Origin of the sequence: Calidithermus timidus DSM 17022, from assembly GCF_000373205.1 — a bacterium.
Lineage (GTDB): Bacteria > Deinococcota > Deinococci > Deinococcales > Thermaceae > Calidithermus > Calidithermus timidus.
The window spans coordinates 351013-377367 of sequence record NZ_KB890696.1; the positions used below are offsets into that span (position 1 = coordinate 351013).

The following is a 26355-nucleotide window of genomic DNA, read 5'->3' on the forward strand; positions in this document are numbered from 1 at the left end:
AAGCCAAGTTGGCAACGCTCGCGTTTGATTGCCAGGTAGCCATGCCGCTGAGAGACGAGAATATCGATTATTCGCGCCTGACCCGCAAGGATTTCCGGCTGGAGATGCTTCTGGGCCTGGGTCAGACCGCTCAGGTCTATCTGGCCAAGGCCCCCAACGGCGTGAGCGTGGCCCTGAAAATTCCGCGCCGCGAAGTGCGGGAAAACCGCCAGATGAGTGAGCGCTTTGCCCAGGAGGTTTCGCTGTCCATCAGCTTGTCGCACCCCTACCTGGTGCGTGGCCTGGCGGGTCGCCCCACTGGGGACGGGGCTTTCCTGGCCCTGGAGTACTTCCCCGAGGGCAGCCTCGAGGACCGCCTCCACAAAGAGCCTCTGGCCTTCCCCGATGCGGTGCGCGGCCTGCAGCAGATCGCCCAGGCGGTGCTGTTCTTGCACCAACGCGGGGTGATTCACCAAGACATCAAGCCTGCCAACATCTACCTCAAAGGCCCCGACTTCAAGCTAGGCGACCTGGGGGTAGCCAAGAGCCGCAGCAACCCCAGACCGCTCGAGCGGGCCGGGAGCCCTTTCTACATGGCCCCGGAACTGTTTGCTGGCGAAGAGGCCACCGAAGCCTCCGACGCCTACTCCTTCGGGGTGCTGGCCTACGAGCTGCTCACCGGCAAGCGGCCTTTCCGCGCTGAAACCCTCGAGGACGTCACCCACGCCCACTTGCACCTAGCTCCCCCACCCACCTCGCTGCCCCGCCGCCTCGACCAGGCCCTGCGCAACCTGCTGCACAAAGACCCCAAGCAGCGCCTGAGCATCCCCCAGTTCTTGCAGGTCCTCAGCTCGCCCAACGAAGCTCCCCAGCCGCAGCCGGAAGCCAAAGAAAAGCCCAAGGGCCTGTTCGGGTTGTTCCGCCGCCGTTCCTGAAGGACCTCCTCCTTACTGACGGTGTAGTTACGGCACCGGGCGCAGCAGCCCTGAGGACCGATAAACTTTGGCTATGGCACAACCTGTCTGGTATCCCAATGAGGAGTACACCCGCGGCTCGCACCTCGAGGCCCTCATGCACAAGCTGGGCCTGGGCAGCTACGAAGAGCTGTACCGCTACAGCATCGAGCAGCCTGAGGCTTTTTTCGAGGCCACCTTCGAGCAGATGGGCTTGGAGTGGTTCCGGCCCTACACACGGGTGCTGGACAGCACGCAGGGCCCCCAGTGGCCGCAGTGGTTCGTCGGCGGCCAGCTCAACTTGGCCTATAACGCCGTGGGCCGTCACGCCAAGAAGCAACCCGACGCCCTGGCGCTGATCTGGGAGGGTGAGGACTCCGAGGTAATCCGGCTCTCCTACGGCGAGCTCGAGGCCATGGTCGCAAAGGCGGCCAATGCGCTCAAGTCGCTGGGGGTTGGCAAGGGTGAGCGGGTGGGCATCTTCTTGCCCATGATCCCCGAGACGGCCATCGCAGCGCTGGCCATCGCCCGGATCGGGGCCATCTTCATCCCCATCTTCTCGGGTTACGCCGCCGAGGCTGCCGCCACCCGGCTGAACGACGCGGAGGCCCGGCTCATCGTCACCGCCGACGGCTTCTGGCGGCGGGGCAGCAAGGTCAGGCTGCTGGAGACCGCCCGCGAGGCCGCGGCGCTCTCCCCCAGCGTGGAGCGGCTCCTGGTGGTGCGGCGTTTTGGCGACGTGCCGCTGAAAGAAGGCGAGGTAGCCTGGGAGCAAGTGGTGGACACCCAGCCCAAGGAGGCTCCTTACGAGCCGATGGACAGCATGGACCCCTTCATGCTCATCTACACATCGGGCACCACCGGCAAGCCCAAGGGCACCGTCCACTACCACGCGGGTTTCCCGCTCAAGGCCGCCCAGGACATGGCCCACTGCTTCGACCTGCGGCAGGGCGAGATCCTGTTCTGGTTCACCGACATGGGCTGGATGATGGGCCCCTGGGCCATCCTGGGCGCACTCACCCTGGGTAACACGGTCTTCCTCTACGAAGGCGCGCCGGATTTCCCCGACCACGGGCGGTTGTGGAGCATGGTCGAACGCCACCGCATCACCCACCTGGGCATCTCCCCCACCCTGGTGCGCGCGCTGGTGCCCTTCGGCGAGGAAGCCATCCGCCGCCACGACCTCTCCTCTGTGCGCATGCTGGGTTCGACCGGCGAACCCTGGAACCTCGAGCCCTACCTGTGGTTCTTCCACGCCGTCGGACGAGGCCGGGTACCCATCATCAACTACTCCGGCGGCACCGAGGTCGGGGGGGGTATCCTGGGCTGCGTGCCCTTTAAGCCCATCAAGCCCATGGGCTTCAACACGGCGGTGCCGGGCATCCACGCCGCCGTGCTCAACGCGGAGGGGAAGCCGGTGGTCGGGGAGGTGGGCGAGTTGGCGGTGCTGGCCCCCTGGCCGGGCCAGACCAAGGGCTTCTGGAGGGCGCCCGAGCGCTACTTAGACACCTACTGGAGCCGCTTCGAGGGTGTGTGGGTTCACGGAGACTGGGCCGTGGTGGACGAGGAGGGCCACTGGAGCATCCAGGGCCGCAGCGACGACACCCTCAAAGTCGCGGGCAAGCGGGTGGGGCCAGCGGAGTACGAGAGCGCGGCGGTGGAACACCCGGCGGTCAAGGAAGCCGCCGCCATCGGAGTGCCCCACGAGGTCAAGGGGGAGGGCGTGGTGGTCTTCGTGGTGCTCAAGCCAGGCCACACCCCCAGCCAGGAGCTGGCCAAGGCCATCACCGAGCAGATCGTGCTGCGTCTGGGCAAGGCCCTCAAGCCCGAAAAGCTGCTGTTCGTGGATGACCTGCCCAAAACCCGCAACGCTAAGGTCATGCGCCGGGTGATCCGCGCGGCCTTTTTAGGCCAGAACCCCGGCGACCTCTCCGCGCTGGAGAACCCCCAGGCGGTGGAGGCCATCCGGGCGCTGGCATAAGGGAAAATTACCCCGATGGCCGATAGTCGCTCGCGTTTCGCGTATGACGCTTAGCCCAGGCGTGGCCTATACTGGACCCTCGGAGCCCTGAGCCTATGCTCGATGCGCAGACCCAGCAACTTGCCCACAAAGTGCGCGATCTGGTGGCCCAGGGCCTGGAGGCCCTGGCCCGAACCTCCACCGACCTCACCCCCCTGCGCCAAGCCCTCCTCGATCTCAACGGCCCTTTTTTGCTGGTGGTGGCGGGCGAGTTCAACAGTGGCAAGAGCAGCCTCCTGAACGCACTGCTGCGAAGCAGCCTGCTCGAGGAGGGGGTGACGCCCACCACCGACCGGGTGCAGCTCATCGGCTACGCCCCCGAAACCCGCTACGAGCCCCAGAGCCCCGAGCTCGCCCACCTCTACCTGCCCAACCCCCTCCTCGAGGACTTACGGCTGGTAGACACCCCCGGCACCAACGCCATCCTGCGGCATCACCAGGTGCTCACCGAGCGATTCCTCCCCCGAGCCGACCTGATCCTCTTCGTCACCAGCGCCGACCGCCCCTACACCCACAGCGAGGCCGAGTTCTTGCAGCTCATCCGGACCTGGGGCAAGAAGATCGTGCTGGTGGTCAACAAGATGGACATGCTGACCCCGCCCGAACGCGAGCAGGTGCTGGAGTTCGTGCGCAAAGGCAGCGAGCGGACCCTAGGCCACAGTGTCAGGGTATTCGGGGTTTCGGCGCGACAGGCCAGGCAGGGCGAGCGCGAGACCAGCGGCGTGGGAGAACTCGAGGCCCACATCCAGCGGGTACTGAGGCACGAAGCGGCGGCACTCAAGCTGGGTTCCCCCCTGGGGGTACTGATCCGGTTGTTGGAGCTAGCCGCACCCGAGCTGGAAAATCAGCTCCAGGGCATCCAGAAGCAGCTCGCCACCTGCGAGGACCTCGAGCGGCTGGCCGCACGCCACGCCGAGCGCACCCGCCGGGACTTCGCCGGCCAGGTGGCGTTGGTGACCCAGGTGGTGGAGGGGGTGCGTGAGCGCGGCGAGGCCTGGCTGGACGAGACCGTGCGCCTGGGCCGCTTCTTCGACCTCATCCGCAGCTCCAAGCTCAAGCAGAGCTTTCTCGACGAGGTGGTTAGGAACGCCAACCTCGACATCGAACGCGGGGTGACGCAGGGGCTGGGTTGGCTGGCTAAGCGCGAGCGGGAACTGCTCGAGGACGCCCTGCACCTCCTGCGCGAGGCCCCGGGCCTCAGCGCAACGCAGGCTTCAGGGGAGCAACAAGCCATCGCGGGCAACCTCGAAGCCGCCCTGAACTCCTTCGAACCCGAGCGCGAAGCTTTGGCGCTGAAAAACCACATCCAAGCAGCCCTGCAGCACACCGCGCTGGTGGAGGTGGGGGCGGTGGGACTGAGTGGGCTGCTGGTGCTGATCTTCCAGAAACTGCTGCTCGACCTCATGGGCATCTTCGCCGGACTGGTCGTAGCATTGCTGGGATTATCCATCCTGCCCCGTCGCAAGGAAGCCGCCAAGGCCAAGCTGCGCGAGCGCCTGGCCGCACTTAAAGCCGACCTGCAAAAAGCCCTGGGTGAAGCCCTCGAGGCCGAGTTGCGCAAGGCTCAAGAGCAGTTCACCGCCCTCTACCGCCAACCCTGCCTGCGGCTGGAGGCCAGCCGCGACAACCTGCAAGGCCAGATCGACAATCTCAATGCCCTCAGCCAAAAGGCGCTGGCGTTGCGAGAAGAAGTGACCCGTTAGAGCGCTTCCCACGAATACCGCCTACAGCTGCCTCTTGCTGTAGGCGGCAATTTACGCCGCACCGCGTACAGCGTAAATGCGGCAACGTGATAGAGCCGCCGAGGATCGAGGGCTGGGGGCTCTGTGGATATGACGAATCCGCCTTTGTGCGACGGAGGGCCATACACAGTAGATGGGAACAGGCTTCTAAGTTTATAGTCGATACATATTTATATCATGATCATATTTATAGAGATTTAACACACAAATATAGGCTCGCAGGGTGGGGTTTATTAGGTCGCTGCTGCGTCGAAGCCGAAGTCGCTGCTTTTAGGCTCGAGGCGGCTTGTTGTATTTTCGGTTTGTCCTGTGCATCTGTCACAGGACAGCTATATGTGCGCTCCTAACATCTGGAGTGATCACGTCGGGCGATTATGCGTTATGCCCTCAATACATCGCACCGTCCGGACGTGCAGTTTTCAGGAGGAACTTCAGTCATGGCCAAACTCATCGCAGTCGACGACTCCCTCTCCGACCTCAAGCTCATCGAAAGCATCCTGGCCACCGACCATAAAGTAGTGTTAGTGCAGGGTGCTGAAAACATAGAGAGCCGCATCGAGGCCGAGAAGCCCGACCTGGTGTTGCTGGACGTGGTGATGCCAGGCCGCAATGGCTACGAGGTCTTGCGTAGCTTGCGACGCAATGAGAAAACCAAAAACCTGCCGGTGCTGGTCATCAGCTCCAAGGGCGAGCCCACCGACATCGAGTGGGGCAAGCGTCAGGGCGCTAGCGGATATCTCACCAAGCCCTACACCCCCGACTCCCTAAAGCAGGCGGTGAGGGATTTGCTGGGCGGGAGTGAAAGGTCGTGAGCAAGACCCAGGTTCGTCAGGCCGGGTTCTTTCGCCTGGCAGGCGACCTGTATGCCCTCGAGGTGTCCCACTTGCAGGAGGTGCTCGAGGTAGGGCGGCCGACTCCCATCCCCTTGGCTCCCCCCGCTCTGCTGGGCATGGTTAACCTGCGCGGGCGCATCCTGCCCCTCTTCGACCTCAAGGGAGTGCTGGGCCTGAGCCGCCAACCGAGCGCAAGCGGGAAGAGCGCGGTGGTCATGCGCTACGGCAAGCAAGTGCTGGGACTCGCGGTGGACGAGTTCATGGGACTTTCACCGCTTCAGAGTCTGCGCTCCGGGGGCGCGGGCATGTACCTGGGCGAGGTGAGCTTTCAAGGCCGTAGCGCCCGTGTGCTCAACCCCGAGGCCCTGATGGCCGACATCCGGGGTCTGCTATCATCAGCAACAGACTGGAGCCGTTCTTTTGAGTGAGCGCAAAGGAGCGTTCGGTGAACCGCGTCTACCTCTCGCACAAGCATGGCCCGACCCATCAACGGGCCACACCCCCTTCTAAAACAGGAGCGTCGTATGCAGCCCGCCAAACCTGCCAAACCCACTAAACCCGCCAGGCGTAGAATCCTGCCCCGCTTATTCCCCCGCGCAGCCTCCGCCAAGCAGGCTGGCCCGTCTGGCGGCTTCCTGAACAACCTGCGCCTGGTCTGGAAGATCGCGCTGATCGTGCTGGTGATGGCACTAGGTGCCTCGGCAATCGTGGTGACCGGTCTGAGGGGTCTCCAGGCCATGCGCGCCGACCTCGACAACCTCTACAGCGGCATGCTGGTGCGCCTGTCCAGCGTCCACAAGGCCGAGATCTACTACGCCGACCTGCTGCGCTACCTTGAACTCGCGCGCAGGCCCCAGGCCGACATCGGCGAGCAGCGAGCGGTCATGGAGCTAGCAGCGAGGGCCGTTTCCAGCGCCGACGAGATCATCGACCGCTACAACCAGGAGTGGGTCACCGGCAGCAACTACGATTACATCACCCGGCTGCTGCACGCACGGGGCAAGGAGTCGCTACAGGAAAGCGAGCTGAACGCGATCACCGCCGTCAACGAGCGCTATCTTAACGCACGTAGCCAATTTAACGTCTTCTACCGAAGCGTAGAAGCCGGAAAGCCCGACCTGAAGCTGGCTGAGGAGGCTATCTACCAGTACACTATCTTGCGCGGACACCTGCACGAGCTGATCAACGTCAACGACGCCCTGGCCCTCGAGATCAATAACGCCGCGCTGGCCAGGAGCGGCGAAGCCCTCCGCACGATGCTAGTCACCCTGGTGGTGGCGACGCTGTTGACGCTGCTGATGGTTCTCTGGATCACCCGGGCCACCACGCGCCGCCTGGCCGCGCTCGAGCGTGGCGCCATGGACCTGCGCGAGGGCAAGCTAGACATCGTGTTGAAGGTGAGCGGTAGAGACGAGATCGGCACCTTGGGGTCGGTCTTCAACGAGGCCGTGGCCCAGCTCCGGGCCAAGGCCGAGGCCGACGCCGAGGCCATGCGCCAGAGTCAGATCCTCCAACAAAACATCGCCGAGTTCCTCAACGTCACCATGGACATCGCCCAGGGTGACCTCACCAAGCGCGGCGTGGTGACCGAGGACGTGCTGGGGAACGTGGTGGACGCCGTGAACCTCACCGTCGAGGAGATCGCTTACCTGCTCAAGGACGTAGCCAAGGCAGCCGAGCGCGTCAACACCGAGGCCGAACGGCTCAACCAGGTGGCGGCCTCGGTGCTCGAGGGGGCCAAGGTTCAGGCCGACGAGGCCCAGAAAGCCCAGGGACAGGCCCTGGAGGTGACCCAGTCCATCCGCCAGATGTCCGATACGCTGAACATCTCGGCTCAGGCCGCCGCCAAGACGCTCGAGGCCTCGCAGAAGGGTCAGGAAGCGCTGATGGCGACCTTGACGGGCATGCAGAGCATCCGCCGCGAGGTGCAAAGCATCGCCAAGAGCATCAAGGGCCTTTCCGACCGCTCACTGGAGATCTCGGAAATCGCGCTGACCATCTCCAACATCGCTAAACAGACCAACCTGCTCGCGCTCAACGCCGCCATCGAGGCCGCAGGTGCGGGTGAGGCGGGCCTGCGCTTCTCGGTGGTGGCCGACGAGGTGCGCAAGCTGGCCGAGTCCTCCGCACAGGCCGCCCAGCGCGTAGGCATGCTGATCAAGGGCATCCAGAGCGAGATCCAAAACGTGGTGATCTCAGTAGAAGGAGGCACTAAGGAAGTAGAGCAGGGCTATCGCATCGCCACCGAGGCCAGCGAGCAGCTCAAGGAGATCGCCCACCTGGCCGAGCAGTCGTCGAAGCTGGTTCAAGCCATCTCCGGCGTGGCCCAGCAGCAAGTGCAAAACGTCGAGCGCGTCAGCCAGGCGGTACGCTCGATCGCCGGGACCGCCGAAGCCACCGAGGAGAACAGCCAGCAAGGCCGTCAGGCCGCCGAGGAGCTGCGCAAGCTGGCCGAGCAGCTCAGCGCCAACCTCTCCCGCTTCCGCCTGCCTAGTTGAGGGGGTTTATGCAAGCGGCCAAACACAAACCCAAGCCCAACCCGCGCCCGGCAGCCTCGAGCGCTTCCCCCAGGATTCGCTTTGGCATCCGCCAGCGCATCCTGTTGCTGCTGGCGCTCCCCCTGCTGTTGCTGCTGGCCGCGGCCTCCATCGCCACGGCGGTCACCCTGCGGCAGAGCCTGGAGGCCGAGTTCAGCGCCAAGGGCGAGGCCATCGCCCGCTCGATCGCCTCCAGCGTCGACGACGACATCCTGGCAGGCAACCGCAGCGCCGTGCAGCAACGCCTTGAGGACTTCGCACCCATCCCCAACGTCACCTACATTTTCGTGCTCGACAACAGCGGCCAAGTCTTCGGTTCGGTCATCAATCACGTCGCCCTCAAAGGTGGCAGCATCCGCAGCACCTACATCCCACAGGCCGTCATCGACAGCGCCCGCAACTCCTCGGCGAGCCTGCGCCGCGTCAACTACACCGACGCCGTGGGTAAGAGCTACCGCGACATCCTCGAGCACCAGGCTCCCATCGTGGGCAACCTGGGTCGGGTGTTCGTGGGCATCGACCGCAGCGTCATCGTGCAAAAAGCAAACCAGATCGCGCTGGCTTTGGCCTTGGGATTCGCGGTGGTCGCCCTGGTGGTGCTGCTGCTGGCTACCGTACTGCTGAACCGGCTGTTCCGTCCCATCAACCGCCTGGTGAGCATAGCCACCCGCATCGGCCAGGGAGACCTCTCCGAAACCGCCGACGTCAAAACCAACGACGAGCTGGGGATGCTGGGCCGGACCCTCGACGAGTCCATCGTGCGGCTGAGGGGCCTGGTGCGCACCGCCGAGGAGCGCGACCGTGAGCGCCGGGAGCGCGAGCAGTTGCAGTCCAACATCGCCGAGTTCCTCAAGGTGGCCATGGACATCGCCCAGGGCGACCTCACCAAGCGTGGGGTGGTGACCCAGGACGTGCTGGGTAGCGTGGTCGACGCAGTGAACCTGGCAACCGAGGAGATCGCACGGTTGCTGCAAGACGTCCAGCAGACTGCTTTGCAGGTCAACCAGGGCGCGCGCAGCATGGCCAGCACCTCCGCCCACGTGCTCGAGGCCGCAGCCTCCCAAGCCGAGGAGGCGCTCAAGGTCCGCGGACAAACCCACCAGGTAGCCCAGACCGTGCAAAGCCTGGCCCAGACTGCCTCCTCCTCGGCAGAGGCCTCCCAGCAGACCCTGCAGGCGGCGCGCGCGGGCGAGCAGGCGGTGGAGGCAACCCTGGCGGGAATGCGGCAGATTCGCGAGCAGATGCAGGGCATCGCCGAGAGCATCCGGGGGCTCTCCAGCCGCTCGGCCCAGATCTCGGAAGTGGCCGATGCCCTTGCCGACTTCGCCTCCCAGACCAACCTGCTCGCGCTCAACGCCACCTTCGAGGCCGCGGGTGCGGGCGAGCTGGGGCGGCGTTTCGCGGTGGTGGCCGAGGAGATCCGCAAGCTGGCCGAGGACTCCGCCAAAGCCACCCGCCAAGTGAGCGACATCGTCACCGACGTACAGCAGGAGATTGGCCGCACCGTGAGCGCGGTGCTCGAGGGAGCCCAGACCGTGGAGGTGCAGTACCGCAGTGCGGAGCAGGCCCAGGGGCAGCTCAAGGAAATCGCGCGACTGGCCGAGCAGTCCTCGCGGCTGGCGGCGCTGATCTCGAGCTACGCCCAGTCTCAGGTGAAGTCCATTGAGCTGGTGGATCAGGCCATGCAGAGCATCGCCCAAACCGCTCAATCCACCCAGAACGAAAGCCGGCAAGGCCGTCAGGCCGCCGAGGAGCTGCGCAAGCTGGCCGAGCAGCTTCAAAGCAGCCTCAGCCGCTTCCGCCTGGCCTAAAGGAAGACATGCCAAGCCCCATTCCCGAACTCCTCCAAAGCTTCCTCGCCGAAGCCTGGGAGGCCGTGCTGGCGCTGGAGCAGATCCCCGACTACGTTGCCCGCCAGGAATTTGAGCCCCTGGTCATCGTGACCCACCGGCTCAAGGGCTCGGCGGGGCTGTACAACTTCCCTCAGCTCGCCCGCCTGGCCGGGCTGCTCGAACGCCTGCTCGAGGGCGCGCCCCGGCTGACCCCCCCACAGCAAGAGCAACTCATCCGCTTCGTTGGGCTGGCCTCGGCCTGCATCTGCGATGCGCTCGACAGCATTGCCCAGAAGGGGCATGAAGGCGGTGTGGGGCTCAACCTCAGCCGCTTGGGAGCCTCGAGCCTGCTGCGCGAGTTGGCCTTTGCCAACCCTGAGGCCTGGGTAGCGCATACCCCGAGTGACCCCGACGCCGAGCTGGGCGAGGTCGACGCACCCGAAAGCGCGAGCTTACGCGAGGAGTTGCACCGTTTCTTCCGCGAGAACCCCGACATCTGGGAGTTCTTCGCCCCCGAGGTGCTCGAGCACCTCGACACCGCCCAAACCGCACTGGAGCACCTGGCCGGCGCGGGGGCGGAGGGTGACGTGACCGCGCTCTTCCGTGCGTTGCACACTATCAAGGGCGCAGCCTACTCGGTGGGCTGTGCTCCCATCGGCAAGCTTGCGCACAAGCTCGAGGACCTGCTGGTGCTCGTGCGCGACGGCCAGCGCCCCTGGAGCGGCGAGTTGGCCTCGATCGTGGCCGAAGGGGTAGGCACCATCCAGCTCATGCTCACCACCGCCGAGGGCCGTCCCACCGACCTCGAGGCGCACATCATCCGGCTCGAGGAGCTGCTGGGCGAATCCACCGGCCTCGTTGCCGCGGCCGCGGCGCCCCCTGCCCAACCCGCCGAAGCCCAAGCCGCTCCCGTCACTCCGAGCGCCGAGACCCGTAGCACGGTGCGCGTGGCACTCGAGCGCCTCGACCACCTCCTTGACCTCACCGGCGAGGTCATCGGGACCCGCTCGCGCTTCGAGAGCCTACTCGCCAGGCTCAAAGAGATCGACGATGCACTGGAGAACAGCCGCCTGCGCCTGATGCAAGCCGCCAGCGACTTCGAGAGCCGCTACCTCAACCCCACCCTCTCCGAGTCCAAGGCCCCCACCGCGGAAGAAGCGGGGGAGGCGGGCTCGAGCGGCATCGGCAAGTCGGTGCAGGAGATGTTCTCCGAGCTCGAGTTCGACCGCTACACCGACCTCAACATCCTCGCGCGCTCGGTCTCGGAGATGGTGGCCGACCTCAACGAGGTGCGCTCGCAGCTCGGCGCCACCCTGCTGGCCCTGCGCGACGAGCAGGACGCCTTCGGCAAGGTCACCCGCTCGCTGCGCTCGGAGGTAGGCCGCATCCGGCTGGTGCCCATCGGGCGCCTCTACCAGCGCCTGCGCCGCCAGGTGCGGCAGATCGCCGGCGACCGGCCCATCCGCCTGGAGCTCTCCGGCGAGCAGGTCGAGCTCGACAGCCTGGTGCTCGACGGCTTGATCGAGCCGCTGGTGCACATCGTCAACAACGCCATCGTGCACGGCATCGAAAGTCCGGAGGTGCGCCTGCAGCGGGGCAAACCCACCGAGGGCCTGTTGCGCATCCGCACCTACCAGCGCGGTGGCGACGCCTTTATCGAGGTCCAGGACGATGGCAACGGCATCGACGTGGAGGCAGTCAAGCGCAAGGCCGTTGAGAAAGGCCTGCGCAACGAGGCCGACCTGCAAAATCTCAGCCGTCGCGAGCTGATCGAGCTGATCTTTCTCCCCGGCCTCTCCACTGCCGATACCATCACCCAGAAGGCCGGGCGCGGCGTAGGTATGGACGCGGTATGGAACAGCGTGCGCCGCCTCAAGGGCGACATCACCATCGAGACCCAAGAGGGCCTGGGCACCACCTTCCGCCTGCGCGTGCCGCAGAGCCTGATCGTCTCGGATGTGTTGATCCTGGAGGCGAGCGGGCACACCCTGGGCCTGCCCAGCGACACCGTGCGCGCGCTGCGCCTGGTCGAGGGCGGCGCCCAGACGCTGGAGCACGAGGGTGAGCGCTACCCCATCCAAAAGCTTTCCCGCCTGCTGCGCTTGCCCGAGAGCGAACTGAGCGAGATGGCGGTGATCTACCTTGAGGTCGCCGGGCGCCAGCTGGCGCTGGGCGTCGACCGACTGGTAGGACTGCAGCAATCCATCGTCAAGCCTTTTGAGGAGCCACTCTCGCTCTTGGGTCATTTCTCCGGCGCGCTCGTGGCCGGTACGGGCGAGGTCATCCTGGTGCTCGACCCCAACGGTCTGTTGCGTCTGCAGGCCAGCCCTTACGACCACCACGCGGTCTCCTCGCTCAACATCGCCGCCCCTGCGAAGCAGACCATCCTGCTGGCCGACGACTCGCTCTCGGTGCGCAAAGTGGTGGGACAAAACCTGCGCCGACTGGGCTACAATGTCGTCACCGCCGTCGATGGCCAGGAAGCACTGGAAATCCTACAAGAAGGCACCTTCGCCGCCCTGATCACCGACCTGGAGATGCCCCGCATGAGTGGTTTCGAGCTTCTGGAGGAGGTGCGCCGCCGACCCCACCTCGCGCACCTGCCGGTGGCGATCCTCACCACTCGCGCCAGCACCAAGCACCGTGATCTAGCGATGCAGCTAGGGGTCAACGCCTACCTCACCAAGCCCGCCGACGAGGCCCAGTTGTTGCAGTTCCTGCGTGAAGGAGTTCGCACGTGAAAGCCTTGATCGTTGCCGCCAACCTCGAGTCCACCCAAGCCCTGCAGCAGGCATTCGTCCAGTCGGGTTTCGAAGTCCAGACCGAGACCAGCGCGCTGTATGCCCTGACCCTGCTGGAACGCAATCGCCCGGATGTGGTGGTGAGCCTGGCCCAGCTTTCGGACATGAGCGGGGCTGAGTTCTACGAGTTGGTGCGCAGCGACGATGCTCTGCGCTTCGTGGCCTTCATTCTGCTAGCCCCCAAGCCCCCGGCCAACATCTCCCGCATCGACAGCGTGATGCCCCCAGCGGTGATCGCCGGGGAGGTGGTGCGGCAGGCCTACCAGAAGGTGCTCGAGGTCACCCGCCAAACCTACGAAGTCTCCAGCGCCCCCCCTATCCGCGAGGCCATCCAGGGCGTCCTGGGCGACATCAGCCTCTTCGACTTGGCCCAGTGGCTGGCCCGCTCGTCCAAGACCGGGCGGCTCGTGGTACACCTCGAGGCCCAGCAAGCCACACTGTACTTCCTCAAGGGGCAGCTCATCCACGCCCAATTCGGCGACAAGAGCGGCGAGGACGCGGTGCTGCACCTGATGATACAGGCCGAGTCCAACCGCAATGGCAGCTTCGGCTTCGAACCTAAAGACGCCAGCGAACTATTCACGAAGCCGGTCACCATCCACAAGAGCACCGATCAGCTCCTGCTGTCTCTGGCGGTCGAGATCGATCATCGCCAAGCGGGCTCGAGCCTGAACTGAATAAGGAGGAGTATGCCAAAAGTTCTCGTCGTTGACGACAGCACCAGCGTACGCAAGGTGCTGGAGCGTCTGTTGAGCGCACGGGGGTTGCAGGTGGTGACTGCCCAAGACGCAGAAGAAGGGCTCAAAATGGCCACCGACGAGTCCCCCGATCTGGTCATCGCCGACGTGGTGATGCCGGGGATGAGCGGTTTCGAGCTGTGCCAGCTCCTGCGGCTCAACCAGCGCTTCCGTGATGTCCCGGTGATCCTGATCTCGGGCATCATGGACGACAAAACCCTCGCGCAGGCCCAGAGCGTGGGAGCCAATGGGGTCATCTCCAAGCCCTTCACCCCCGACACCCTCTACCCCAAGATCGAGCAGGCGCTGAGTAAGGCTCCCGCCGTCGCGGTCGCGGCTCCCGCTCCCATGCCCGCACCGACCCCTACCCCCGAGCCAACCCCAACTCCACCGGTGGCCGCCGCTCCGAGCGTTCCCACCCTCGAGCCCGTGCTCAAGCCGGGCCTCGAGCCCCTCCTCTCCCCTTTCCTCGACAAGCCCGAGGTCGAAAGCGCCATGATCATCGGCCCCGGCGGGGCCATGCTGGGCCAGGTCGGCCAGATGCCCCCCGACCCCGAGGTCTTCACCGTCTACTGTCGCACCCTGTTCTCCATCGCCGGGGTGCTGGGGGACCGCAGCGGCTACTCCACCCTGGACGGCCTGACCCTGGAGTACCGCGGCCACCAGCTGGTCTTCAGCCGTATCAACACCGATCATAGTCTGGTGCTGGTGGTGCGGGGCAGTGGCCAGCTAGGCGTGCTGCGCTACCTCGTGCAACGGCAGTTGCCGCAGATCGTCAAGCATCTGGCATAGGATGCCGATAGTCCATAGCAAAGCCAAAGGCAGGGCGAGCCGGTGGCTCGCCCTTTCTGGTGGTTGGAGTCAAAACTTGTCGTAAAGGATGGCCCGTTTGACCTCTTCAATAGCTTGGGTGACGGGGATTTCGCGCGGGCAGGCCTCGGTACAGTTGTAAGCCGTGCGGCAGCGCCAGACCCCGGTGCTGGCTGCGAGGGCCTGGAAGCGCTCGCGCGCGCCCCGGTCACGGCTGTCGAAGATGAAGCGGTGGGCCTGTACGATGGCGGCGGGGCCGATGTAGCTGCCGTTGACCCAGAACACCGGACAGCTGGTGGTGCAGGCTGCGCAGAGGATGCACTTGGTGCTCGCGTCGAAGCGGGCGCGGTCCTCGGGGCTCTGCAGGCGCTCGCGGTCGGGGGGCGGCTCGTCGTTGATGAGGTAGGGTTTGACCGCCCGGTAGGCCTCGAAGAAGGGCTCCATGTCCACCACCAGGTCCTTCTCCACCGGCAGACCGCGAATGGGCTCGACGGTGATGGTGTCCCCGGCCTTCTTGGTCAGATCCTTGACCAGCGCCTTGCAGGCGAGCCGGTTCTGACCATTGATCATCATCGCATCTGAGCCACAGATGCCGTGACCGCAACTGCGCCGAAAAGCCAGGGTGCCATCCTGCTGGTACTTGACTTTGTGTAGCAGGTCGAGCACCCGGTCCATGGGCTCAGCCTCGACCTGGTAGCTCACCCAACCCGGTTTGGCCGCCTTGTTGGGATCGTAGCGCATGACTTTGAGGATTACTTGCATTTGGTCTCCGTCGTAGGTCCTACGTCATACGTCGTACATGGTGGGATGACGTAGGACTTCAATATGTCCTCGCCTTGGGTTCGAATTTGCCCAGCACCACCGGCTTGTACATGAAGCCCACCTTACCCTGCTTCTTGTAGACCAGGGTGTGCTTGAGCCAATTTTTGTCGTCGCGTTCGGGATAGTCTTCGCGAGCGTGGGCTCCGCGGCTCTCCTTACGGTTGAGGCAGGAGTGCACCGTGGCCTCGGAGACCTCGAGCAAGTACCCCAGCTCCAATGCCTCCACCAGCTCGGTGTTGTAGCGCTCGCCTTTGTCCTGCACGCCGATGTTCTGGTAGCGCTCGTGCAACTCGGCCACCGCCGCGACTCCCTTGGTCAGCAGCTCTTCGGTGCGGAACACCGAAGCGTAGTCCTGCATGGCCTGCTGAAGCTCAGCGCGCAGCGCCGCCACCGACTCCTTGCCGCTGGAGTTGCGAATGCGCTCGAGGCGCTCGCGGCTGTCCCCCGTGACGTCCGGGGAGAGGTCGTGGAAATCGGCGCTTTTGGCAAACTTAGCCGCCGCAGTGCCCGCCCGGCGGCCAAAGACCACCAGGTCGCCCAGGGAGTTCGTACCCAGGCGGTTGGCCCCGTGCAGGCTCACACACGCGACCTCACCCGCCGCATAGAGCCCGGCGATGACGGTGTTCTTGTCGTCGACGATGACTTCGCCGTTCAAGGTGGTGGGGATGCCCCCCATGGCGTAGTGCGCCGTGGGCATCACCGGAACGGGCTGCTTGGTAGGATCGACGCCCTGGTAGATCCAAGCAAATTCGGAGATGTCGGGTAGCTTCTTGTGGATGGTCTCGGCAGGCAGGTGGGTGAGGTCGAGGAGCACGTGATCCTTGCGTGGACCCACCCCCCTCCCCTCGCGCACCTCGAGGTACATGGCCCTGGCCACCATGTCGCGCGGGGCCAGGTCCTTGATGGTGGGGGCGTAGCGCTCCATAAAGCGCTCACCCAGGGCATTGCGCAGGATGCCACCCTCGCCGCGCGCCCCTTCGGTGAGGAGGATGCCCAGCGGGAAGAGGCCGGTGGGGTGGAACTGGTAGAACTCCATGTCCTCCAGCGGCAGGCCTTTGCGGTAGAGGATGGCCTGCAGGTCGCCGGTGAGGGTGTAGGCGTTGGAGGTGACTTTCCAGGCCCGCCCGAAGCCGCCCGAGGCGATGACGATGGCCTTGGCCTGGAAGGTGTGCAGCTCACCCGTGGCCAGCTCGTAAGCCACCACCCCTTTGGCCACGCCGTCCTCGACGATCACGTCGGTGACGTGGAACTCATTGTAGAAGGTGAGGTCGTGCTTGACGCACTGCTGATAGAGCGTCTGCAAGATCATGTGGCCGGTGCGGTCGGCGGCGTGGGCCGCGCGGTGTACGGCCGCCTTGCCGTACTCCTTGGTGTGCCCGCCGAAGCGCCGCTGGGCAATCTTGCCGCTGGGAAGGCGGTCGAAGGGCAGGCCCATGTGCTCGAGCTCGAGCACCGCCTCGATGACCTCCTTGGCGAAGATCTCGGCGGCGTCCTGGTCAGTGAGGTAGTCCCCGCCCTTGATGGTGTCGAACATGTGCCATTCCCAGTGGTCTTCCTCGACGTTGCCCAAGGCCGCGCCGATGCCCCCCTGGGCCGCGCCGGTGTGGCTGCGGGTAGGGTAGAGCTTGGAGATCACCGCCACGTCCACGCCCTGCTTGGCCGCGTAGAGCGCAGCCGTAAGGCCCGAGCCTCCCGCGCCGATGACGATCACGTCGTGTTGGTGTGCCATGGTTACCTCGTACCCTCACCGTGCTCGAGCTGGGTGCTCTCCCCCAGCCCCTTGGAGAAGTCGTGGTTCAAAAGCGACATGCTGCCCACGAAGAACACCAGCACCGCCAGGGAATACGTCACCATCTTGGTCCAGAAGCGGGCACTGGCATCACGAACCCAGTCGTCGAGCACGTAGCGAAGGCCATTCATGCCGTGCAGGAGCGATAGCGAGAGCATGACCCAATCGTAGATCTTCCAGGTGGTGTTGGACAGACGCCTGGCGATGTAGTTGTAGTCGACATCCCCGGCGTTGATGAGGATGTTGGACATGTAGAGGTGACCCAGCACCAAAAACACCAGCACCAGGCCCGACACCCGCATGAAGACCCACCAGGCCAACTCGAGGTTGGTCCCCGCCTGGGCCTTGGCCTGTGAGTAACGGCGCGCTCGGATCGCCATTTCCTAGATCACCCCCATCGTATGCAGGATCTCCGGCACGATCTTGATGAGCGCCGGGACGAAAAACAGCGCGAACAGCACCCACACCCCATACCACAGCTCACGCTGGAGCCGCACACCCCATCCGGTGAAATCCATGAGGATGATGCGCAGTCCGTTGAGCGCGTGGTAGAGCACCGCGCCGATCACCCCCAGCAGCCCGACGCGGAAAAAGGGGGTATGCTCGATGGCAAACAACCTTTCCGATACCTGTGGCCCCCACATCGCCGCCGAGATGTTGAGCACGTGGATCAGGAGATAGAGCAGGATGGCTATCCCTGAAAGCCGGTGCAGAAAAAAAGCCCACTGACCTTCTCTGCCGCGATACATAACGTCCTCCAGCGGCCAATCATAGCACTGTCGGCGTAGGAAGCCTAAGTACCGTTAGCACACTCGAGCAGGACGCAGTGGGGCGTGTACGTACACCGGAGTCATAAGCAAGCAGCCATCGATCTTCTTCTCGCTCAATCCGTGCAGTTGCCGCCCTCGGGGCCGGTCGCCGCGTCAGGTACAGGCTGTGCATGCTTACTTCCTGCTCCCTCCGCGCCACACCAGCGAATTCTTGACACCCCACCCCCCCAGCCGCATAATGGTTGGCTGTTAGAACGGCGTTCCCACGCCGCTCAACGGGGTGAGAAAGCCTGCCGGGAGACACCCGTAGGCCGCTTAAGGAGACAAGGTTGGAACTCTTTGGGTTTGGCCCGCACCTGATGATCGACGGCTACAACGCCAACGCAGAAAAACTGGCTGACTTTGAGCTCGTCCGGCGTGTACTGGACGAGCTTCCTACCGAGATGGGGATGACCAAGGTTCTGCCCCCCTTCGTGTATCGCTACGATGGGCAGGGCGGCCAGTCGACCGGGGTAACCGGCGTGGTGCTCATCGCCGAGAGTCACATCGCCATCCACACCTTCCCCGAGAAGCGCTTCGTGAGTGTGGACATCTTCTCCTGCAAAGAGTTCGACCTCTCCAAAGCGCTCTCGAGCGTGGTGGAGAAGTTCGAGATCGGGCGCTACGAAACCTACCTCATCAACCGGGGCAAGGAATTCCCCAAAGACCCCGACCTCGCCCGCCAGATCGTGCTGGGCGAGCGCGAGTACCTGGAAGCTCGAGTGGGCTGAGCGAGCCGGTACCAAGCCCAGCCTCCAGGCCGCTAAAGTGTATTCATGCTCCACCGACTCCTCTGGGGGCTGCTGGCGCTGGTGGCGCTGGGTTCGGCTCGAGCCCAGCTCATCGGGGAAGTGCCGCTGCAGCAGGTGGTGACGCCCCACTTCAGCGTCATCCACCCGCCGCGCTTGGAAGGGTACGCCCGGCGGGTGGCCGCCGCCGCCGAGGCGGTGCGGGGGGCGGTAGTAGGCGTCGTGGGCAACCAACCCCCGCGTACCTACATCCTCGTAGGCGATGAAACCGACCAGTTCAACGGCTTCGCCACCGTTTTTCCCTATCCCGTCATCCGCATCTGGGCCACCTTCCCCCAGCCGGGGCTGATTGGAGTGCAGTGGCAGGATGTGCTCGAGGTGCTGCTGGTCCACGAGTACACCCACATTGCCCACCTCACCACCCACGCTGACGACCCCCTCTCACAGATCCTGGGCCGCTATCCCGGGAGCAACACCGCCCGCATTCCCCCGGCTTGGTTCATCGAAGGCTACGCGGTCTATCTCGAGTCCACCCTCACCAGCGGGGGACGGGTCGCGGATAGCACCACCCGCACCCTGCGGGCCCAGATCGCCCGGGAGGGGGAATGGCCCACGCTCTCCGACGCGGGAATTGGGCCGCTGGAGCACTACCCCGGCGGCAATACCCGCTACAGCTTCGGAGGGGGATTCGTGGCCTACTTGGTGGATAAATACGGCGAGGAAGGGGTGCGCGAGGTCATCCGGACGTACAACCACACCGGCTTCGACTTCTCCGAGGCCTGGCAGATCGCCCTGGGCAAGCGCCTCGAGCCGCTTTGGGAGGAGTGGAAGCGGCAGGAGTTGGCGCGGGCGAAGGCCGAGGCCGAGGCTCTGCGCCGAACGGGGCTGCCCCAGGCCGAGCGCCTGAGTGCGGGAAGCAGCCCGGCCTGGCGCTCGGATGGGCTGCTGGCCTGGTGGCAGGGCTCTTCGGTACGGGTGGGCTGGGCCGACCGGCGGCAGGACGCTACCCCTTTCCCGGCCTCTGTGCGCCTTCCGGGCCGTCCCGACCGGCTCTCCTGGGATAGAAGCGGTAGCCTGGTCTACTCCCGGATTGTCCAGCAGGGCGGCACCAGCTACGGTGAGCTGTTTCGCCTCGAGCCCGGCGGCCAGGAAACCCGCCTGACCCACGGGGCTCGCGCCAGCGATGCCGTGGCCGAGGGCGATTGCATCCTCTACGTGCGCCGCACTTTCGAGCGCTCGGTCTTGCGACGCTGGTGCGCGGGCCAAGACCGCGAAGTCTACACCCCGCCCCAGGGATGGCAGCTCTTCCAGCCCGCTCCCGGCCCCAACGGCAGCATCGCCCTATCGGTGTGGCGCCCCGGCGGCTTCTTAGACATCGCGCTGCTGCGGGAGGGGAGGCTCGAGTTCGTCACCTCCGACTTCTTCCAGGACTGGTGGCCCGCCTGGACCCCCGAAGGGCAGCTCCTCTTCGCCTCCGACCGCAGGGGAAGCTCGCAGCTCTACCAAGCACAAGGCGAGCGACTCTACCAGCTCACCGCCGAGCCGGGAGGCGTGTTCAACCTCAGTCCTTCACCGCAGGGGATCGTCTTCGCCAGCTACGGCGGAAAGGGCTTGGAGATCAAACGGCTGGAGAAGTTGCCGGAGGGGTTGGAAGTGGGCGCTCTCCAACCCGCGAGCCCTGAAGCCCCCGCACCGGGAAGTGGCGATTCCTACCCCGTAGAGCCCTACTCCCCCAACCTGCTACCCCTGTACTGGCTTCCCGTCGGCCCAGGAGCTTATGGCTTGGGCGCTACCCTCTACGGCAGCGATGTGGCCAGCCTTCACAACTACCGCATCGGCTTGGGTGTGGCGGAAAGCGGAGGGCTGCGGGTCGAGAGCGTCTACAGCTTCACCCCCACCTTCGAATGGGGGCTGGTGCTCGCCGGAAGCTACACCCCTGGAGGGTGGGCGGTGGGGTTGAGCCCGGTTTATCGCAGTAGCAGCGAACTTCCCGGCCTCGGCCCGGCCGAGTACCGCGTGCAAGCCTTCGGGGCTTACCACAGCGACCTGGGATGGGATGTGGGAGCCAGCCTCGACCTGGGCAAGCTGGACTTCGACCCCTTCGGCTACCTCGAGCAGGGCTGGAGCCTGAGAGGAGCGGTCTCGAGGCTCTTCGGCTGGGAGGGCGGCTTCACGCTGGCAGGAGAGCTGCTCGAGCAGAGCCTGGCGCTGCGGGTGAGCGGCATTCGGTACGACTGGAACACCCCCGTCCTCAGCGAAGCCCGCCTGTCGGCGCACTACCCCACGCGGCTGGAATGGCGGGTGGGAGACGGCATCTACGCCCTCGAGCGCCTCTCCTTGGTACCCTTCGCCGCAGCGAGGGGGGTGGGCACAAACCTGGAGTACGGCGGCGGCGTGCAGGTGTTGGGCGACTTCATCCTCGGCTACTTCGTGGGGCTGGGTGTCGGGGTGGAGGTGAACTATTACGACCAGCGCGGCTTTGGCTTCGCCCTGGTGCTCTCCGACCTGAGCAGGTTGCTCGGCTGGGATTCGCCCGCTTCACCCCTTCACCAGCGGGAGCCGGGGTTGCGCTGAGGCGGGAGGACGCGTCACCCCAGGCCCTGAGCCTTCCAGCCCAGCCGGGCCGAAACCGCGTCGGCAGCCCGCTTGATCCGCTCCCCCAAGCTCTGAACGCGCTCGTCGGGCACGCGGCTGGCAGGGGCCGAGAGCGACATGGAGGCCACCACCTTGCCCCGGTTGTCCCGCACCGGCGCGGCGATGCAGCGCACCCCTTCCTCACGCTCCTCGTTGTCGAGCGCGAAACCCCACTTCTGAGCCTCCCGGATCGCGCCCAAAAAAGCTTCGGGAGTGGTCAGGGTCTTGCGGGTGAAGGACCTGAACGGCCCCGCCCCGAGCATGCGCCGGGCCTCAGCCTCGCTGTGGCCCATCAGCAGGGCCTTGCCCACCCCCGTGCAGTACAGCGGGGCCCTGGCTCCGATGCGGGTGAACATGCGGATGAGCTGCCGTCCCTCGACCTGGGCAATGTAGACCGCCTCGTTGCCATCGAGCACAGCGAGGTTGACGGTCTCGTTGAGCTCATCGACCAGCTTTTCCATCTCGGGCATGGCCGCATCCACCAGCCCGCCCCTGGTGAGAAAAGCCGACCCCACCTGATAGGCCCGCAAGCCCACCTTCCATAGCCCCCGGTCTTCGTCCCAGTCGGCAAAGCCGCGCTTGCGCAGGGTTTCCAGCAGGCGGTAGGCGGTACTGGGCGAGAGCTCGGTGCGCCGGGCGAGCTCGGAAAGCGAGAGGGTCTCGGCCTCGGAGAGGGCCTCGAGCAGCATCAGACCGCGCTCGAGCGTGCGCACCTCCCCCACCTCGGTGCTGCGGGTGCGTCCCGGGCGACGCTTGTTTGCCATAGGCCAAGCTTACTCGGGGTGCAGGTATTTTTCAATATACGCAAAACCCATCCACTCGTTGACAAATAATGACCGGGAAGCTAGGCTCATGGGCATGGAAGCCGTCGATGCTCGGTAGACGATGGCCGATTTCTAAAACACACCCCGGAGGAAAAGCCATGACCCTACCCAAAGGTATCGAGATCACCGGCCCCAAGCTCCCGGCTTCGCATAGCGTCCTCACGCCCGAGGCCCTGGCCTTCGTGGCTGGGCTGCAGCGTGAGTTCGGCGCGGTGCGCAAGGGACTGTTGCAGCGCCGGGCCGAGGTGGCGCGGCGGATTGCGGCGGGCGAGAAACCGGGCTTCCTCGAGCACACCCGCTTCATCCGCGAGGGCGACTGGAAGGTAGCCCCAGCTCCCCCCGACCTCGACGACCGCCGGGTGGAGATCACCGGGCCCGTCGAGCGCAAGATGATGATCAACGCGCTCAACTCCGGGGCCAAGGTCTTCATGGCCGACTGCGAGGACGCCCTCTCCCCTACCTGGGAAAACGTCGTCCAGGGGCAGCAGAACCTCATGGACGCGGTGCGCCGCACCATCAGCTTCACCTCGCCGGAGGGCAAGGAGTACCGCCTGGCCGAGAAGACCGCCACCCTGCTGGTGCGGCCCAGGGGCTGGCACCTCAGCGAGCGCCACGTCCTGGTGGACGGCGAGCCGGTTTCGGGCTCGCTCTTCGACTTCGGGCTTTACTTCTTCCACAACGCCCACGAATTGCTCAAGCGCGGCTCAGGCCCCTACTTCTACCTGCCCAAGCTGGAGAACCACCTCGAGGCCCGCCTCTGGAACGAGGTGTTCAACTTCGCGCAGGACTACCTGGGCATCCCGCGCGGCACCATCCGCGCCACCGTGCTCATCGAGACCATCCTGGCCGCCTTCGAGATGGAGGAAATCCTCTACGAGCTGCGCGACCACGCCGCCGGGCTCAACGCCGGGCGCTGGGACTACATCTTCAGTTGCATCAAGAAGTTCGCCACCGTCCCCGCCGCGGACGGCGGGGTCATCTTCCCCGACCGCGCCCAGATCACCATGACCGTGCCCTTCATGCGCGCCTACACCGAGTTGCTGGTGCGCAGCTGCCACAAGCGCGGCGCCCACGCCATCGGGGGCATGGCCGCCTTCATCCCCAGCCGCAAGGACCCCGAGGTCAATGAGCGGGCCATCGCCGCCGTGACCAAGGACAAGGAGCGCGAATCCGGCGACGGCTTCGACGGCACCTGGGTCGCCCACCCCGACTTAGTGCCCGTAGCCATGAGCGTCTTCGACAAGGTGCTGGGGGCCAAGCCCAACCAGAAAGACCGCCTGCGCGAGGACGTCGAGGGCAAAATCCGGCCCGAGCAGCTCATCGACTTTCACGTACCCGGGGGCACCGTCACCGAGGCGGGGGCGCGCAACAACATCAGCGTGGAATTGCAGTACATGGCCGCCTGGCTCGGCGGCAGCGGCGCGGTGGCGATCTTCAACCTGATGGAAGACGCCGCCACCGCCGAGATCTCCCGCGCCCAGCTGTGGCAGTGGTTGCGCGAGGGGGCCAGGCTCGAGGACGGCCGTCCCTTCACCCGCGAGCTTTACGAAAAGCTCAAGCAAGAGGAGATGGCCAAGCTTGGTGGGCTCAAGAACCTCGAGGCCGCCGCCCAACTGCTCGATGAGCTGGTGTTGCAGCCGGAGTTCCGCGAGTTCCTGACCCTGCCCGCCTACGAGCGCCTGCCCTGAAGGCCCCCGAAGATGGAGGGCAACCCCCAAGCATGCCACGGCGTAAGGCGTTTTGAGGTCTACGCTGCGGTGCCTCCGGGCTACGAGCGACTTGATCAACGGCTTAGCCCCGTAGCCCTCTGAGGCCATGATTCGCTCGAGCCCACCGGGCGATTGGTGGCTATGGGCCATAAGCGATAAGCTAAAGCACAAGAGCGCGCACGTCTTGCTTAGGAGGACTCCATGAATCCCGCTTTGAGCGAGTTGGGACGCATCTACCCAGCCGAGCGGTTGCTGGTGCAGCCCGGCCAGCTCACACCCTACGAGTCCGACGCCCTCACCGCCTTTCGCGCCCGGCCCCTGGCGGTGGTGCTGCCCGAGACCACGGACGAGGTGGTGCAGACGGTGGCCTGGTGCGCACGGCACCAAGTCCCCTTCGTGGCCCGGGGTTCGGGCACCAGCCTCTCGGGTGGGTCACTGCCCGTCGAGGGCGGTGTGGTGATCGGGCTCAACCGCATGAACCGGCTGCTCGAGCTCGACCCCCAAGAGCGCATCGCGGTGGTGCAGCCCGGCTTCATCAACCTTCACGTCTCCAACGCCGCCGCGCCCTACGGGCTCTACTACGCCCCCGACCCCTCGAGCCAGCCCGTGAGCACCATCGGCGGCAACCTGGCCTTCAACTCCGGCGGAGCGCACTGCCTGAAGTACGGCATGACCTCTAACCACGTGCTGGGCGCGAAGGTGGTGCTGCCCGATGGCGAGGTGGTGGAGCTGGGTTCGCGAAGCCTCGAGGCCGTCGGCCCCGACTGGCTAGGGCTGTTCGTAGGCTCGGAAGGGCTGATGGGCATCGCGGTGGAGATCACCCTGCGCCTGCTGCCCAAGCCCGAGAAGTACCACACCGTCCTGGCCGCTTACGACAGCCTCGAGCGGGCCGGCAACGCGGTGGCGGCGGTGGTCGCCAGCGGGCTTTTGCCGGGGGCGATGGAGATCATGGACCACCTGGCCATCGAGGCCGCCGAGGCCGCGGTGAAGGCGGGCTACCCGACGGACGCGCGGGCGCTCTTGATCGTGGAGCTCGAGGGCGAGGCCCCCGAGGTCGAGGCCGAGGCGAGGCACCTGGAGGCCGTCATCGCCGCCTCTGGAGCTTACGAGGTGCGGGTGGCGCGGGACGCCGACGAGCGAGCGAAGATCTGGAAAGGCCGCAAGGCTGCCTTCTCGGCGGTGGGCCGCCTGAGCCCAGACTACCTGGTGCAAGACGGGGTGGTGCCGCGCTCGAAGCTGGGGCCGGCCCTGCTCGAGATCGAGCGCCTCTCCCAGCAGTACGGCCTGCGCGTCGCCAACGTCTTCCACGCCGGCGATGGCAACCTGCACCCCCTCATCCTCTACGACGGCAAGGTGAGGGGGCAGCTCGAGCAGGCCGAGGCGCTGGCCGGGGAAATCCTAAAGCTGTGCGTGGAGCTAGGCGGCTCCATCACCGGCGAGCACGGGGTGGGCATGGAGAAAAGAGCCTACATGCCCGCCATGTTCAGTGAGGACGACCTCGCCCTCATGCAGCGCTTGCGCCGCGCCCTGGACCCCGACGAACTCGCTAACCGGGGCAAGATGTTTCCTGGCGGCGAGGCCCCGGCCTCACCCGCTGGAGAAGGCCGGGGTGATCTGGCGTGAGTGAGGGCCTCCTCATCCGCCCTGGGGAAGTCGCCGAGGTCCAGGAGGCCGTCCGAGCCCATCCCAAGCTGCTGCCGAGGGGCGGGGGCACCAAGGCCGCCCTTTCCACGCCGAGGGAGGGCCAGGTCGTACTGGAGATGAGGGGCCTGAGCGGGGTGCTCGAGTACGACCCCGCCGAGTACGTGCTGGTAGCCCTGGCCGGAACCCCTCTGGCCGAGCTCGAGGCGCTTTTAGCCCAGCACGGCCAGTACCTACCCTTCGACCCGCCCTTCGTCGAGCTAGGGGCCACCCTGGGCGGGACCGTAGCCGCCGGGCTCTCGGGGCCCATGCGCCAGCGCTACGGCGGGCTGCGCGACTTCATCCTGGGCGTGCGCTTCGTGGACGGAGAGGGCAACGCCGTGCGTGGGGGCGGTAAGGTGGTCAAAAACGCGGCGGGCTTCGACCTGCCCAAGCTGATGGTGGGCAGCCTGGGACGGCTGGGGGTGCTGGTGGAATTAGCCCTCAAGGTTTTCCCCGCTCCTAGGGCCGCTGCCACGCTCCAAGTGACCTTCGAGAGCCTCGAACAGGCCCTCGAGGCCCTGTACAAGCTCGCTTCCTCGCCGCTGGAGTTCTACGCCCTCGACCTCGAGACCCACCCCAAGGACATCGCTTCGGCGATCGGCAAAGCCCCAAACCCGACCACCCTGACGCTGCGCATCGGCGGGCTACCGGAGGCGCTGCCCGCGCGGCTGGAACGACTGTGGGCCTTTCTGGGCCACCCACCCGACACCCGCCCCCTCTTGCTCGAAGGCGAGGTGGAAAGAAGCTACTGGCGCTCGGTGGGTCGCTTCGAGTGGGGGCAGGGCTACTTGGTCAAGGTGCCCATTCAGCCGAGCAAAATCGCCGGGCTCGAGCGCGAACTCCCTGCGGGAATGCGCCGCTACATCGGCGCGGGAAACCTGCTGTACCTCAACTGGCCCGACTCCATCGAAAAACTGGACGGCCTGCTCAAGCGCCAGGGGCTCCGCGGCCTGGTGCTGCGGGGTGACGCCGAGCGCATGCGGAGCGAAGCGCTGAAGTCACCCCTGATCGGGGTAGACTGGGAGCACGCCTTCGCGCGCCGAGTCACCGCGGCCCTCGACCCCCACAACCGCTTCTCTCTCAACCCCTGAA

20 protein-coding genes are annotated in these 26355 nt (G+C 65.6%); 15 read left to right on the top strand and 5 right to left on the bottom strand.

Going from position 1 to position 26355, the window contains the following annotated elements; all coding sequences use genetic code 11:
* Positions 1–41: 41 nt before the first annotated feature.
* The 10 genes from B047_RS0108295 to B047_RS0108340 all read left to right on the top strand — a co-directional run bounded on the left by B047_RS0108295 (position 42) and on the right by B047_RS0108340 (position 14226).
* Positions 42–914 (top strand): serine/threonine-protein kinase, encoded by an 873-nt coding sequence (locus B047_RS0108295; RefSeq protein ID WP_018466498.1) that lies wholly within the window; start codon positions 42–44, stop codon positions 912–914.
* Positions 915–987: 73 nt separating this feature from the next.
* The gene (locus tag B047_RS0108300) at positions 988–2913 is read left to right on the top strand and encodes an AMP-binding protein (protein ID WP_018466499.1); all 1926 of its coding nucleotides are present in this window, start codon (positions 988–990) and stop codon (positions 2911–2913) included.
* 95 nt (positions 2914–3008) lie between these two features.
* A complete protein-coding gene (locus B047_RS0108305; RefSeq protein WP_018466500.1) occupies positions 3009–4655 on the top strand; it encodes a dynamin family protein in 1647 nt (548 codons plus the stop codon).
* Positions 4656–5131: 476 nt separating this feature from the next.
* Positions 5132–5506 carry a response regulator gene (locus B047_RS0108310; RefSeq protein WP_018466501.1) on the top strand — a complete coding sequence of 125 codons (375 nt, stop codon included), beginning with the start codon at positions 5132–5134 and terminating at the stop codon, positions 5504–5506.
* Entirely contained in the window at positions 5503–5955 is a 453-nt protein-coding gene (locus B047_RS17225) for a chemotaxis protein CheW (protein WP_018466502.1), read from the top strand. The genes B047_RS0108310 and B047_RS17225 overlap by 4 nt, the downstream gene beginning before the upstream one ends.
* Before the next feature lie 96 nt (positions 5956–6051).
* Positions 6052–8025, top strand: coding sequence for a methyl-accepting chemotaxis protein (locus B047_RS0108320; protein ID WP_018466503.1), 1974 nt, complete (start codon positions 6052–6054; stop codon positions 8023–8025).
* 8 nt (positions 8026–8033) lie between these two features.
* Positions 8034–9875 carry a methyl-accepting chemotaxis protein gene (locus tag B047_RS16540; RefSeq protein WP_018466504.1) on the top strand — a complete coding sequence of 614 codons (1842 nt, stop codon included), beginning with the start codon at positions 8034–8036 and terminating at the stop codon, positions 9873–9875.
* 8 nt (positions 9876–9883) lie between these two features.
* On the top strand, positions 9884–12637 hold the full coding sequence (locus B047_RS0108330; RefSeq protein ID WP_018466505.1) for a hybrid sensor histidine kinase/response regulator: 2754 nt from the start codon (positions 9884–9886) through the stop codon (positions 12635–12637).
* Positions 12634–13374, top strand: a complete 741-nt coding sequence (locus tag B047_RS0108335) for a DUF4388 domain-containing protein (RefSeq protein ID WP_018466506.1) — start codon at positions 12634–12636, stop codon at positions 13372–13374. Before B047_RS0108330 ends, B047_RS0108335 begins: the two co-directional genes overlap by 4 nt.
* 12 nt (positions 13375–13386) lie before the next feature.
* Positions 13387–14226 (top strand): response regulator, encoded by an 840-nt coding sequence (locus B047_RS0108340; RefSeq protein ID WP_018466507.1) that lies wholly within the window; start codon positions 13387–13389, stop codon positions 14224–14226.
* Positions 14227–14295: 69 nt separating this feature from the next.
* Here B047_RS0108340 and B047_RS0108345 read toward each other — a convergent pair whose 3' ends face one another.
* Genes B047_RS0108345 through sdhC form a run of 4 tightly spaced genes read right to left on the bottom strand, consistent with a single transcriptional unit; the run spans position 14296 to position 17604 of the window.
* On the bottom strand, positions 14296–15006 hold the full coding sequence (locus tag B047_RS0108345) for a succinate dehydrogenase iron-sulfur subunit (protein WP_026234730.1): 711 nt from the start codon (positions 15004–15006) through the stop codon (positions 14296–14298).
* 58 nt (positions 15007–15064) lie between these two features.
* Positions 15065–16795 carry a succinate dehydrogenase flavoprotein subunit gene (sdhA, locus tag B047_RS0108350; RefSeq protein WP_018466509.1) on the bottom strand — a complete coding sequence of 577 codons (1731 nt, stop codon included), beginning with the start codon at positions 16793–16795 and terminating at the stop codon, positions 15065–15067.
* Between the two features lie 2 nt (positions 16796–16797).
* Positions 16798–17235 carry a succinate dehydrogenase hydrophobic membrane anchor subunit gene (locus B047_RS0108355; RefSeq protein WP_018466510.1) on the bottom strand — a complete coding sequence of 146 codons (438 nt, stop codon included), beginning with the start codon at positions 17233–17235 and terminating at the stop codon, positions 16798–16800.
* Between the two features lie 3 nt (positions 17236–17238).
* Positions 17239–17604 (bottom strand): succinate dehydrogenase, cytochrome b556 subunit, encoded by a 366-nt coding sequence (sdhC, locus tag B047_RS0108360; protein WP_018466511.1) that lies wholly within the window; start codon positions 17602–17604, stop codon positions 17239–17241.
* A gap of 350 nt (positions 17605–17954) precedes the next feature.
* On the opposite strand from sdhC, the gene speD reads away from it, so the two are divergent.
* Positions 17955–18395: an adenosylmethionine decarboxylase gene (gene speD / locus B047_RS0108365; RefSeq protein ID WP_026234731.1), complete on the top strand. Its 441-nt coding sequence runs from the start codon at positions 17955–17957 to the stop codon at positions 18393–18395.
* 45 nt (positions 18396–18440) lie between these two features.
* Positions 18441–20987 carry a TolB family protein gene (locus B047_RS0108370; RefSeq protein ID WP_026234732.1) on the top strand — a complete coding sequence of 849 codons (2547 nt, stop codon included), beginning with the start codon at positions 18441–18443 and terminating at the stop codon, positions 20985–20987.
* A gap of 14 nt (positions 20988–21001) precedes the next feature.
* Here the strand turns inward: B047_RS0108370 and B047_RS0108375 are convergent, their stop codons facing one another.
* Positions 21002–21811 (bottom strand): IclR family transcriptional regulator, encoded by an 810-nt coding sequence (locus B047_RS0108375; RefSeq protein WP_018466513.1) that lies wholly within the window; start codon positions 21809–21811, stop codon positions 21002–21004.
* Between the two features lie 158 nt (positions 21812–21969).
* Here B047_RS0108375 and aceB point away from each other — a divergent pair, with 158 nt between their 5' ends.
* The 3 genes from aceB to B047_RS0108390 all read left to right on the top strand — a co-directional run bounded on the left by aceB (position 21970) and on the right by B047_RS0108390 (position 26354).
* Positions 21970–23559, top strand: a complete 1590-nt coding sequence (gene aceB / locus B047_RS0108380) for a malate synthase A (protein WP_018466514.1) — start codon at positions 21970–21972, stop codon at positions 23557–23559.
* A gap of 222 nt (positions 23560–23781) precedes the next feature.
* Positions 23782–25203: an FAD-linked oxidase C-terminal domain-containing protein gene (locus tag B047_RS16545; protein WP_052606070.1), complete on the top strand. Its 1422-nt coding sequence runs from the start codon at positions 23782–23784 to the stop codon at positions 25201–25203.
* The gene (locus tag B047_RS0108390; protein WP_018466515.1) at positions 25200–26354 is read left to right on the top strand and encodes an FAD-binding protein; all 1155 of its coding nucleotides are present in this window, start codon (positions 25200–25202) and stop codon (positions 26352–26354) included. Before B047_RS16545 ends, B047_RS0108390 begins: the two co-directional genes overlap by 4 nt.
* Position 26355 lies beyond the last annotated feature (1 nt).